The 13087-nt window shown below is 44.9% G+C and carries 9 protein-coding genes and 1 tRNA gene; 7 read left to right on the top strand and 3 right to left on the bottom strand.

Annotation, left to right across the window (positions count from 1 at the left end):
- Positions 1 to 5: 5 nt before the first annotated feature.
- The 6 genes from B3N33_RS03765 to B3N33_RS03740 all read left to right on the top strand — a co-directional run bounded on the left by B3N33_RS03765 (position 6) and on the right by B3N33_RS03740 (position 7255).
- Positions 6 to 1805 (top strand): NADH-quinone oxidoreductase subunit NuoF, encoded by a 1800-nt coding sequence (locus B3N33_RS03765; protein WP_214061112.1) that lies wholly within the window; start codon positions 6 to 8, stop codon positions 1803 to 1805.
- Positions 1806 to 1876: 71 nt separating this feature from the next.
- Positions 1877 to 2380, top strand: a complete 504-nt coding sequence (locus B3N33_RS03760; RefSeq protein ID WP_214061113.1) for a complex I 24 kDa subunit family protein — start codon at positions 1877 to 1879, stop codon at positions 2378 to 2380.
- On the top strand, positions 2377 to 3993 hold the full coding sequence (gene nuoF, locus B3N33_RS03755) for an NADH-quinone oxidoreductase subunit NuoF (RefSeq protein WP_214061114.1): 1617 nt from the start codon (positions 2377 to 2379) through the stop codon (positions 3991 to 3993). Before B3N33_RS03760 ends, nuoF begins: the two co-directional genes overlap by 4 nt.
- 66 nt (positions 3994 to 4059) lie before the next feature.
- A complete protein-coding gene (locus B3N33_RS03750; RefSeq protein ID WP_214078409.1) occupies positions 4060 to 4872 on the top strand; it encodes a transglycosylase SLT domain-containing protein in 813 nt (270 codons plus the stop codon).
- Complete coding sequence (locus B3N33_RS03745; protein WP_214078410.1) at positions 4869 to 6356, top strand: glycoside hydrolase family 13 protein; 1488 nt, start codon at positions 4869 to 4871, stop codon at positions 6354 to 6356. The genes B3N33_RS03750 and B3N33_RS03745 overlap by 4 nt, the downstream gene beginning before the upstream one ends.
- A complete protein-coding gene (locus B3N33_RS03740; protein ID WP_214061117.1) occupies positions 6353 to 7255 on the top strand; it encodes a DMT family transporter in 903 nt (300 codons plus the stop codon). Before B3N33_RS03745 ends, B3N33_RS03740 begins: the two co-directional genes overlap by 4 nt.
- Here B3N33_RS03740 and smc read toward each other — a convergent pair.
- Both smc and B3N33_RS03730 read right to left on the bottom strand, forming a co-directional pair.
- Positions 7252 to 10776 (bottom strand): chromosome segregation protein SMC, encoded by a 3525-nt coding sequence (smc, locus tag B3N33_RS03735; protein WP_292592200.1) that lies wholly within the window; start codon positions 10774 to 10776, stop codon positions 7252 to 7254. The genes B3N33_RS03740 and smc overlap by 4 nt on opposite strands.
- Entirely contained in the window at positions 10763 to 11812 is a 1050-nt protein-coding gene (locus tag B3N33_RS03730) for an elongator complex protein 3 (RefSeq protein ID WP_292592199.1), read from the bottom strand. The genes smc and B3N33_RS03730 overlap by 14 nt, the downstream gene beginning before the upstream one ends.
- Positions 11813 to 12046: 234 nt before the next feature.
- Between B3N33_RS03730 and B3N33_RS03725 the strand changes: the two genes are divergently transcribed.
- Entirely contained in the window at positions 12047 to 12985 is a 939-nt protein-coding gene (locus B3N33_RS03725; RefSeq protein ID WP_214078412.1) for an asparagine synthetase A, read from the top strand.
- Positions 12986 to 13012: 27 nt separating this feature from the next.
- On the opposite strand, the gene B3N33_RS03720 is transcribed toward B3N33_RS03725, so the two are convergent.
- Positions 13013 to 13087, bottom strand: a tRNA-Asn gene (locus tag B3N33_RS03720).

The following is a 13087-nucleotide window of genomic DNA, read 5'->3' as shown; positions in this document are numbered from 1 at the left end:
TAAGGGTGCCCGTTGTTGAAAACACGGTACTTATTTGTGCCGGAGGGGCTTGCATTTCTGCAGGCGAGAAGAGCGTTAAGAGTGTATTTGAAGAAACCCTGAAGAAGTATTCATTAGATGGTGTAGTTAGGGTCGTGGAGACTGGATGCATGGGTGCTTGTGACCTCGGGCCGATCCTCGTAATCTATCCTGAAGGGGTGTTTTATCAGAAGATTACGGCAGAGAGTGCAGCCCGAATAGTCGAAGAACATATTCTAAAGGGAAGAGTAGTCGAAGAGCTTTTATATAAAGGCGACTCTGGAGAAATGAAGGAAAAGCCTCAGGAAGAGCTTCCTTTCTTCACTGAACAAGTAAAGATCGCAACAAGAAATCTAGGTGTAATTGATCCTCTTTCAATAGATGAGTATATTGCAAGGGACGGTTACTTTGCACTACATAAAGTTCTTTTTGAGATTGGTCCCGATGATGTTGTTGAAATACTGAAGAAGAGTGAATTGAAGGGACGAGGAGGAGCAGGCTTCCCCACTTGGATGAAGTGGGACCTGACTAAGAAGGCAAAGGGAGAAACAAAATACATCATATGTAACGCAGATGAAGGCGATCCTGGTGCATTCATGGACAGAGCCGTTCTTGAAGGTGACCCCCATACAATTGTTGAAGCTATGACCATCGCTGCCAGGGTTGTTGGGGCCCAGAAGGGTTTTGTTTATGTTAGGGCCGAATATCCACTTGCAATTGAAAGGTTAACCCACGCCATGAAGACAGCAAGGGAATACGGATTCTTGGGCGAAAGCATTCTCGGAACTGACTTCTCATTCGATCTAGAAATCAGAATTGGTGCTGGTGCGTTCGTCTGTGGAGAAGAGACGGCTCTTATAAACTCAATAGAAGGCAGAAGAGGTATACCGAGAGTCAAGCCTCCCTTCCCTGCCAGCAAAGGATTGTGGGAAAAACCAACCCTTTTGAACAATGTCGAGACATATGCAAACATCCCCCCGATAATCATAAATGGCGGCGAATGGTTTAGCCAGTATGGTGTTGAGGGATCAAGAGGGACCAAAGTCTTCGCTCTGGCCGGAAATGTGAAGAACACAGGACTGGTGGAAGTACCGATGGGAATTACTTTAAGGAAATTGATCTATGAGATTGGCGGAGGTGTTCCCGGAGGAAAGAAGCTTAAGGCGATCCAGACAGGTGGTCCTAGTGGAGGATGCATTCCATTAGAATTGATAGATACGCCAATAACATATGACAATATGAAGAAACTCGGCACGATTATTGGATCGGGCGGGATGATAGTTATGGACGAGGACAGCTGCATGGTAGATGTTGCTAAGTATTTCCTCGAGTTCACCGTTGAGGAGTCTTGCGGTCAGTGCACACCTTGTCGGGACGGAACGAGAAGGATGCTTGAAATTCTCGAAAAGATAACAGAAGGAGAAGGATCCATGAACGATCTACAGCTGTTAAAAGATCTTGGCGAGAATATCATGGCGACTTCACTTTGTGGGCTTGGCCAAACCGCTCCACAACCTGTGATTTCAACGATGCGGTATTTCTGGGACGAATACGAGGCTCATGTCAAACAAGGAAAATGTCCTGCAAAGAAGTGCAAGACTTTGATGAGGGTTGTAATCGACAAAGAGAAATGTGTAGGTTGTACAGCCTGTGCGAGAGTCTGCCCGGTTGACGCAATAAGCGGTTCGGTACGGAAACCTCACGAAATAGATCCGGAAATCTGTACGCGATGCGGAAGTTGTCTCGCAGTTTGTAGATTCGGTGCAATTAGCAAGGTATCACCATAAAAGGTTTACAAGAACCCCCTTGAGCGGGGGCTCTTTTGCTACTTCGAAGAGGGTTGAAGGGAGGAACTTGTATGTCTGTTGAGGACGTTCATGAGATAGTATCGAGAATCTACGAAGACGTAAGCAGCCAGAGTCTTGAAAGGGGCGATGTGCTTATTAATACTCTTCATGCGATTCAGGATCACTACGGCAATTTTATACCAATAGAGGCAGCCGAAGCACTGAAAGAAGTGACAGGAACACCTCTTTCAAGGATTTATGAAGTACTGACTTTCTACACAATGTTTGCTACTCATAAGAGAGGGAAACATGTAATAAGAGTTTGCAAGAGCCTTCCATGCCATGTTACAGGCGGTCAGGCGGTGATTGACTCTTTAAAATATAGACTGGAAATAGATTTCGGTGAGACTACAGAAGACGGCCTTTTTACCCTTGAGGAAACGAGTTGCCTGGGACTATGCGGAGTCTCCCCTGTAATGATGATAAATGATGAAGCTTATGGCAATCTCACTCCTGAAAGAGTCTCGGAAATCATAGATGAAATAGTGTCAAGAGAAAGGAGTGAGTCATTGTGAACAAACCGATAACCGTCCTCGTATCGATTGATTCGAACAGTTTGCTACTAGGTGCAAGACACTTCAAGAACTACCTAAGCACCCTGACCGAGAACTACAATCTCACTTCTTTGGTAGAGGTGCTTGAAACAGGCTCTTTTGGAGATTATGGAAGAGGGGTTCTCTTCTTGATCCTGCCTGACAATGTTATGTACTCTGTCAAGACTGAAGCTGACATAGAAAAGATGGTTACTGAGCACCTTCTGAAGGGTCGAAGAGTCAGAGAATTGATTGTTACAGACTTCGAAGGTGGCGGACATGTTCACGCTGGCAAGGCATCTGAAGAAGAACGTATTGTCCTCAGAAACGCAGGTTCGATCGATCCAAAGAATATCGAAGAATATATTGCTCGTGATGGCTATCAAGGTCTTGCCAAAGCCCTACGAATGACTCCAGAAGCCGTTATTGAAGAACTAAAGAAGAGCAACCTAAGAGGAAGAGGTGGAGCCGGTTTTCCTACAGGACTTAAGTGGGAATTCACCCAGAAGGTTCATTCAGAGGAGAAATTTGTGATCTGCAATGCAGATGAAGGTGAGCCAGGAACGTTCAAAGACAGATTGATAATGGAAGGCGACCCGCATTCCGTAATAGAGGGCATGACAATTGCAGGTTATGCAGTGGGCGCCAACAAGGGTTACATATACATCAGAGGAGAATATTTCGAATCCGTTGCAAGCCTTAGAGATGCAATCAGTAAAGTCTATGAGTATGGCCTTCTCGGTCAATCAATACTCGGAACTGAATTCTCATTTGATCTATCTGTGAGACTGGGAGCAGGCGCCTATGTCTGTGGAGAAGAGACTGCTTTGATAGAGTCTATCGAAGGTAAATCCGGAAGGCCGAGACTTAAACCGCCTTATCCGCCGGTAAGCGGACTATATGATAAGCCGACAGTTGTTAATAATGTGGAGACATTTGCGTGTGTTCCTCCGATAGTCGACAAAGGAGCAAGCTGGTTCAAATCTATTGGGACCCAGTCATCACCTGGAACAAAGGTCTTCTCTCTGTGTGGTAATTTGGTGAAAAGAGGAATAGTTGAAGTCCCCATGGGCACTTCTGTTCGAGATCTTGTTCACAAGTTCGGTGGAGGAATACCGAACGGAAGAGCTTTGAAAATGGTACAGACCGGCGGTGCTGCAGGTACTTTTATCAGATCCGAAGAGATGGATGCAGAACTTGATTTCGACTCGTTCAAAAAGTATGGTGCATCTCTAGGTTCGGGTGTTATTCTTGCAATTGATGAGACCCACTGTGCAGTAGATACAGCAAAGAATCTCATGGAGTTCTTCGCCCATGAATCTTGCGGAAAGTGCTCACCATGTAGAGAAGGAACTCATGTAATTGTTCATATTCTGAATGAGTTCTCGAAAGGGAGAGGAACTACAGAGATGCTCAGTCAGCTATATGACATATCTGAAACTATGGAAGACTCTTCTTTCTGTGGTCTAGGACAATCGGTACCTGTACCCTTGAGATCTATCCTGGATAGATTCAAGGAGGAATTCCTTGCCCACGTAGATGCTCCGCAGTGTCCTGTTGGTGTCTGCAAGTTCGAAAAACCAAAGAAGAGGTAAATACGTTGAAATCTTTGGCCGGGGCGACCCGGCCTTTTCTCTGCTATAATTGCCGAGAGGTGGACTATGGACAAAGGTAAGAAGACTGATCTAATTGTGCTAATGATTCTGCTTGCCTCGATAATCACTATTGCACTAATACTCACTTCTCTAGGCGAAAAGAACAAGCTCGAGAGAGTTGCAGCTCTGTCTGTCCTCTACAATGCAGGCTTGGGCGCTGATTACAAGACTTTTCTCAATAGCCCCACCTACTTGTATGATGATCGAGTACTTGATGCCTACAGCTACTTCACCAACAAGAACCCTTCAAACGAACTAATGTTAAACAATTCGATTAGAATGCATAATCTGCCTGAAGAAAGGATTTTCGAATATAACTCCGCCCTTACAAAGCTTACACAGGCCAGAACGAAAAAGGAGTATCCTGATCTAGAAAGAAAAGTAGCTTCGTTGATTGAATCCAGCAAATTGCTTTCCGATAGATCGGATCTCTTTAGAAGACGCCTTTCAGAGGAGATCTACGATTCGCTTGTCGAGTTCGGCGGTACGAAGGTAGAGATTATTATCGGTGGAAGAGTTCGTACTCTAGATCTCTCCAAGCTCGATCCGGCGGTGGTACTGTCTATTATGACAGTTGAGTCATCATTGAATCCATTTGCTTTGATGGAAGAGAGAAGCATCGACGAATCCTTTTCATCATACGTCTATTCGAGAGGACTCATGCAAATCTACGAGATGACTCTCTGGACTCTGAATTCATGGTTAAGGCAATCTCAAATAAACATCAAGCCTGAAGAACTCTGGTCTGTAAGAAACAATATCTTTCTTGGAATGGTATACCTCGCGTATGCCAATGAGCTGCTAGAGGAGAGAAGATGAGAGACTGGAAGAAGGATGCAATTGTATATCAGGTGCTCCCCGATAGATTCAATTTGGGCAATGGAAAGACTGTCTTTCAGAAGAAAGAGGAAGGGTACTATTCGCTCCCCAAACAAAAGGTCAAAAGTTGGGAAGAAAGACCTCTCCCTTCAATTGACGGAAGTCACCAGTATGATTTTTGGGGAGGAGACTTGATCGGCATAGTCGAAAAACTTGATTACATCAAGGAGCTTGGAGCAAACACCGTTTACTTGAATCCGGTATTCTGGGCTCACACAAATCATAAGTACGACACAATTGATTACTTCGCTATCGACCCCGATCTTGGCACTGAAGAAGACTTTGTTGCCCTAATTGAGAGTGCCCACGCAAGGGGAATTAGAGTTGTACTTGACGGAGTGTTTAATCATGCTGGCATTGCTGGAAGGTGGTTCAATGGGCTGGAGATCTTCGATGAACCGGGGGCTTTTCAAGGCAACGAAAGACTGATGGAGTACTTCATAAGGGGAGAGAAGGGATTCAGGGGTTGGATGAATTCCGGTAATCTTGTCGAACTGAACCTGGAGAACCCCGATCTTGCGGAAATCATTTTCAAGGGAGAGGAATCAGTGTTACGTCATTGGCTCAACATGGGAATCGATGGCTGGAGGCTAGACGTTGCATATGATCTGGGTCCTGAAATTCTGAAGGAAATAGTCGAAAGAACAAGATTTGCTAGACCTGATTCGTGCGTGATTGGTGAGATATGGAATTACCCAGGGAGCTGGCCGGAGCGATCGGGTCTTGATGGGCTTATGAACTACTACTTCAGGTTGATAATATGGGAAGCTCTGAACGGTTTTGTTTCAGGGAAAGATGCAGTTAACATTATTAATGATGCAGTTAGAGATGCAGGCCTGGAATTCCTGTCGAAGTCCTGGACTGTCCTTTCTTCACACGATGTACCGAGACTGAAGAACGAGCTTGGATCCATAGACAGAATCAAAGCAGCGTTGATTCTCCAGTATTGCCTTCCGGGCGTCCCTTTGATCTACTATGGGGAAGAGTTAGGTATGGAAGGAGGCAACGATCCGGAGAATAGGGCACCAATGAAGTGGGAGCACACGAGCCAGGAGATTGAGACCTTGAACTTATACAAGACTCTGAACACCATTCGTTCAAGCAAACCATCTCTCCGGTCGGGCGACTTCAAACCTCTAGTCAGCTCTGATCATTCTCTAATCTCATTCAAGAGAACAACTGGAATTGTTGATGATCTTTTAGTCTGCATCGTAAATCCTACAGAAAAGAATGTAAGGTCAAGAGTATTTCTGCAAGAGGGCTTTCTCATGAATGGAACGGAGATGAAAGACACTATTGCAGGAAAGGCCTTTAGTGCATCCTTTGGGACGATAAGTATTGACCTTCACCCATACGAGGCTCTAATACTTGAACCTGTGATCTCTAGATCCAACGCAGATTACTCCCCATACAAGAGAGTATGAGAAGAACAAAAAAAAGATCTTTCGGTCTCGTAATTCTTGCAGCGACAGCTATGATCTGGGGAGGATCGTATATATTTACGAAGGTGGCCGTTGAATCACTGCCACCAATGCTACTAGCGTATATAAGATTCTCCATAGCGGTCGGTATACTCTTTCCGTTGTCTACACGGAAAAGAGGTTCGTTTAGGACCGTCGATCACAAGAATGCTGCTTTGGCTGGATTATTCGGAATCACGTTCTATTTCCTGTTTGAAAACTACGGACTGACTTTGACGAACGCTTCTGATGCTTCTCTCATCGTCTCCACGGCACCGATTCTGACAATAATTCTCTACGATGTTGCTACGAAGCGATTCGATTTCTTGGAGTATTTTGGGGGTTTAGTAGCTTTTGCCGGACTCTTTGTAATCATCTTCTCAGGGAGATTCTCCGAAGGCTCTAGTACAGTTGGAAATCTCCTCTCCTTTGGGGCTGCAGTTTCATGGGCTGCCTACACCTTTTTCTACGAGAAGATACACAACAGCTCAATATGGACTACTCTGGAAATAATGCTTTGGGGTCTTCTCTTTTCATCACCTCTCGTGGTAACTGAGGTGTTCATTCTAAACAAACCCGTTGAGTTTTCTCAAGGTGCAGTAAGAGGGATTCTCTTTCTTAGTGTATTCGCCTCCGCTCTTGGGTACATAATGTGGAACAAAGGCATAAATCTTTGGGGCGGGAAGGCAGCAACTCTCTGGGTCTACACCATTCCTGTGTTCACGATCATTGCAGATATACTCTTTCTAAAGAACTCCCCCTCTCTTATGTTCTTCTCGGGATCAGCACTCATTGGTATTGGAATGCTTGTAGTTATTTCAAGGGAGTCTAGTCATTTGACTTCTACAAACGGAAAAGATTAACCGATTACAGTCTCAACCGATTTAAGCTCTACTGGAATAACTCTTGAGAGACCATCTGTCATCGTAACTCCGTGAAGAACGTTGGCAACTTCCATAACAAGTTTGTTGTGGGTGACAACAAGAAACTGAGTATCGGTAGCATGCTTTCTCAACAGCACCCTGAACCTCTCCGCATTGAAGTCATCAAGAGGAGCATCTACCTCGTCTAAAACGTAGAAGGGGCTGGGCTTTATACTCAATAAGGAGAACACTAGTGCAATACCGACAAGTGCTTTCTCTCCTCCAGAGAGAAGTTGCAGCTTCTGAACTTTCCTTCCGGGCCTCCTTACAGTTATTTCCAAACCGGTCTCAAGAAGATCTTCACCCGGGATGATTTTGATTTCTCCTTCCCCACCGTCAAAAATCTCCTGAATGTAATGGCTGAAGTTACTGTTCACGTTGTTGAACGTCTCCATGAAAATGTTCTTGGCCTTCGCATCAGTTTTATCAATCAGCTCTATCAACTTCACCTTGGCCTCTTCCAGATCTCGCTTCTGCTCATCGAGTTCCTGATACTCTTTGTCCACAACTCCATACTCGTCTATTGCCTCAAGATCAACACTGCCAAGAAACTTCAGCTTGTTTTCGTAATCATCAAGCTCCACTTTTACATCTTTAAGGTTCTCTTCTGACAGGATCTGAATCTCGCTCGCATCTTCTTCAAACTCTTCTCTTACCCTTGAGAGCTTCATTTCACTTTCCTGAATATGCATTTCGATTTGATGAGATTGCTCACGAAGCTTCTCTCTTTCATCCTTCAACCTGTTAATCTCTTCTTCGGCCTCCTGAAGGGCTGATAGTCTTTGCTCCTTCCCCTCTCTTTGATATCTAATGCTGGAGAAGAGATTCTCTGTTTCCTTCTTGACCGATGAAAGCTCCCGTTCCTGATCGGCTACTTGCTTTCTTAGGCGTTCTGTCTCCGACTCAAGCTCAGTTACCTCCCTAGACAGGAGCTCAATACTTTCCTGATCGTTCTTCTTCTTCTGAATTAGAGATGCGTGTTCCTTCGTAAACTGTTCGTGTTTCTCATATAGAGTTGAAAGCCTTAATCTAGTGTCTACTATTGTCTCTTGGAGCTGTTCAAGAGCCTTTTTCTGTTTCTTCAACTCTTCGGATTCGGCCTCGACTTTCCTTTCCAAATCCAATCGTTCTTCTCTCAGAGAAGTCTGCTCTCCAACAAGAAGCTCCTTCTTTCTCGAATTCTCCTCCAACCTTCTTGTATACTCATTCTCGAGCTTAGTTAGTTCCGATATCTCCTCTTCAACTTCCTGTGCAGATTTAAGGAGCTCACTAATCATTCTGTTTATCGCGGCCCCTTTGGAGGCAAGTTCGTTCAGCTCTTCCTGCAATGTCTTGAGGTAGCCGCGAACTTCAATAGTCTCATCTTTCAGTCTACCTATCTGCTTACCACCGAGCTGGATCTCTTTCACAAGTTCCGTTTCTCTCTCTAGAAGCTCTTGAATTCTTCGTTTTCTCGAAAGCAAATCGGTTCTCGTCTCTTCCCCAATGAAGCCACCAGTAATCGAACCGCCAGCACTCAACAATTGACCGTCAACAGAGACTATTCTTCCCGAGAAGCCTGCTTCCTTCCTCATCTCGATTGCATCATCCAAACTTCTGGCGACAACTGAATTCGCAAAGAGATACACCGGGAGCTTCTCGAAGCCAAAGGGAATATCAACCAATCTGGCTGCGTAGTTTATGAATCCAGGATGCGACTCCACTTTGGTGAAGTTCCTGAAGTTCCCTTCAATCATGTCCATAGGAAGCAACGTAACACGGCCGATCTTATATGTCTTGAGAAACTCGATGACTCTCTTTGCGGTTATGGAATCATCAACCACGATATCTTGCATTCTATAACCGAGAAGAATAGTTATCGCAGTTTCGTATGATTCTGGTACCTGGATGAGATTCGCAACCACATCTCTCAGGCCTGCAAAACTATCCTTTCTCGAGAATACCTCTCTCACAGCCTTGGAAAAACCCTGATACTCTTCCTGTTGTCTTTCAAGTAGGGATCTTTCCATTTGAGAACGCCTTAACTCATTTTCATCTTTAGAGAGTTTCTCTCTTGCTTTCTCAAGCTCCGTATCTAGTTCATTCAGACGTTCTCTTGACGCACCAATATCTCCCTCAACTTTGCGCTGCTTCTCGGTGCTTTCCTTACCTTGTTTGGCGAGTGATTCAGTCTCATCTTTGAGAGTCTCAAACCTCGCGCTCTTAGCTTCAAGCTGACTCTCGATTAACCTTAGTCTCTTGCCCGTATCCTCACGGCTGTTATCGAGTCTCTCAAGCTCATTCTCTATCTTGGAAAGCCTTTTCGAGATTGACTCAAAACTCTCCTGGTGTTTCAGCCATTCTCGTTCACGCGCACTGTAATTCTTCACCAGCGAGTCTCTCTCTTCTTCAGAAGAGGAAAGGGCGGCTTCTTCATCAGAGATCTGCTGCTCAAGACTATCAATAATCAGTTTGATCTCATCCTTTCTCTTATCGAGATCATCGATTTCCGATCTGAAATTATCTATCCTAGTGGAGACTTCAATTAGTCGGTTCTCTTTCTCACTCAATCTTCGAGTGTACATTTCTTTAAGCTCGAGCAAGTCATTCTGACGTTTTTTATATTCTTCAAGAAGTTTCGTAAAACCCTCAATCTCTTTGTCGACCTCAGAAAACTCCGCCCTCAGGGCCGACCAGTTCGATTCACCTTCAATTAGCTTTTTCTGAAGATCCTTCAGTTCATCTCGTGCTTTGTCAAATCTTTCTCTCAGACTAATAAGCTTCTCTTCTTCCAGTCTTGCGATATTGCCAAAGTAAAGGTTCTTGAGTTCCTTTTGTTTCGCAGAATACTCAACAAACTTTTCTGCCCTCTTCGCTTTCAGATATAGCGACTTCCTTTGCTTGCCAAGCTCGAAGATAATGTCTTCAAGCCTGCTCAGATTCTCTTCGGTTGCCGCCAGTTTCCCGAGTGCTTCCTTTTTCCTCTCCTTGTAAACAGCCGTGCCTGCGGCCTCTTCAATGAGAGCCCTTAACTCGTAAGGTGAGGCTGTCACGACCTTATCAACCTGTCCCTGACCAACAATCGAGTAGATATCCATCCCTACTCCTGTCCCCTGGAACAACTCTCTGATATCTCTCAGCCTAGACTGCTTGTCGTTAACTTTATACATCGACTGCCCGTCCCTGGAAATCTCTCTTGCTATTGAGAAGGTCCCTTCCTCCGACTCGAACACCAGTCTTACTTCAGCAGAGTTTGATGGCGGAAACCTCTCCGAACCGTTGAAGATCACATCCTCTCTACTGTCAGCACGGATGTTCTTCATCGACTGTTCTCCGAACATCCATCTTATTGCATCCACAACGTTCGACTTGCCGCTTCCATTCGGCCCGACCACAGCTGTAATTCCCGATGATACGTCAAATTTCGTCGGCATGGCAAAACTCTTGAATCCCTTGATGTAAACTGAATCAAGCTTGAGCATAGACTCCCCCCAGAATCCTTTCCCCGATAGACTTCATGTAGAAAGGCAAATCGACATCCTCTCCATTCTCGACAAAGGAGATTGAAATCCCCTCTCTAAATGCTCTTGCGAGAATTCCCTTCTTATGGCCTGTGAACCATTTGCTGTTCGATCTATCAAGGCAAAGAGAGCGACGATTATTCTGCACGCAGAACTCTCTTAAGATCTCAAACATCAGCCTATCTCTGACAAGTTCCCCAAGAGCAGGGTGAAAAGGACCTGCAACTACATTTGCCACCTGTCTTCCGTAAAGACAGATCCCTACTCTACTAACTTTCACTTCAGACAGCAAAAGCAAAAGATACATCTTCCATAGAATCTCAAGTGACTCTTCAATTCCTTTCGGCGTGAATCCTCCAAGATGATACTCTTCTTCGAGAATCGATCCTTTCAGTACAACGACCGGATGAAGCCTCACACAAGATGCACCGACTCTGATTGCTTCCTTTGTCGAGAACATGTCCTTCGCCTCGCAATCTCCAGATAATCCTGTCATCAAATGGATCCCGTAATCAATTCCATTCTTTCTCAATAATCGAGCGGCTTCGTAAATCTCGTTTGTGCCATGATCTCTGTGACACCTTCTCAGAACATCGTTGTCGAATGACTGAACTCCTAATTCCACAAAGGTTATTGGGTAAGATCTCATACGATTAATCGTCTCTTCAGTAAGCAGTCCCGGCGAGGTGGAGAATCTTATACCTCCAATGATTCCTTTCTTGAATAATCTGTCTGCAATTTCAAGGTACATTTGCTGACGGCCTTCACCTGAAAAGGTGCCGCCATAGAAAGCCAGTTCTGCCTTATGGGGATCCCTGAAAAACGAAAGGTATCTCTCGACAGTTTCATGAACCTCGGCTTCATCGGGAAGTCTACTTACTCCCGTAGCCGAATGTTCATTACAGAAAGTACACCGCGTTCTGCAACCCTCATGTGGAACGAAAATCGGAATGATATTCATGCTAATATTATAAACCGATCGAGCGCTATTTAACAAAGATACTTCAACAAATCTTAAACAGCGTGCTTTTCGTGTTACTTTTCAGGTGGTACAATCAAACAATCAGGAGGAATGATTATGGTTCATAATGAGTCTTTATATGGGAATAGAGGAGTCGATAATAATTCCTGGCCGGGATCGGTCAGTTAATCTTTGCTTTTGTAGCTTTTAGAAGATTAAAAGGCCGATGGATAACCATCGGCCTTCTTTTTTTTTATAAGGGGTGAGAGAATGGAAAGCACAGGGAGACTAAGCACAAGGATACTGGAACACCTGAGAGACCCGCAAGTAAAATCGGCAGTTAGAGTTAAGTCCGCACTGCTGGGAGAAGCAAACAACTTCCTTCGGGGAAAAGGCTTTGTGGAACTTCTTCCCACCGTTGTATCTCCAATAACCGATCCACTGAACCATGAAGTTCATAACGCGAAGTTTCGTTATTACGATCAGGAGTATCGTCTAACGCAGTCCATGATTTTCCACAAGCAGTTGGCATGCAAGTCATTTGACAGGATCTTCATAGTATCTCCTAACGTGAGACTAGAGACTTCTGAGAAGGCGCTGTCGGGAAAACATCTTTTCGAATTCAGTCAGATCGATCTGGAAATCAAGAACGCGTCCAGAGATGACGTGATGTTACTTGTTGAAGATCTGCTTGCCAGCGTAATTACAACAATTAAAGAGAGCTGTAAAAGGGAACTGGAGTATCTGTCTTCAGACCCTTTAGTACCCTCCCGACCATTCGCAAAAGTGAAGTTCATGGATGCTTACGAACAGTATGGAAAAGACTTCGAAACCGTTCTGTCCTCCAGCTTCACTGAACCCTTCTGGTTGATAGACTTCCCAATATGGGAGAGGGAGTTCTACGACCTCCTGTCTGATGATGGAAAGACACTCAAAGACATGGACTTGATTCTTCCAAAAGGATTCGGAGAGACCTTGTCTGGTGGAGAGAGAGAGTGGGAACACCCAAGGATTATTAACAGAATGGAATTCAAAGGTACTGACCCCGAAGAACTTGCCTGGTACATGGAGATAGCAGAAATGAGAGAACTCATTCCAACAGCGGGTTGTGGAATTGGAGTCGAAAGACTTGCCAGATATGTATGCTCTCTTGACAACGTCCTGAAAACCAGGCTATTCCCGAAAGTCCCAGGGCAGAGCTGGATATAACGAAAACTCCCCCTTACAGGGGAGTTCTGGCTCCAGCGGAGGGACTCGAACCCCCAACCGTCCGGTTAACAGCCGGATGCTCTGCCATTGAGCCACGCTGGA

Origin of the sequence: Mesotoga sp. UBA5825 (assembly GCF_002432955.1) — a bacterium.
GTDB lineage: Bacteria > Thermotogota > Thermotogae > Petrotogales > Kosmotogaceae > Mesotoga.
This window is presented reverse-complemented; position numbering and strand designations above follow the sequence as displayed.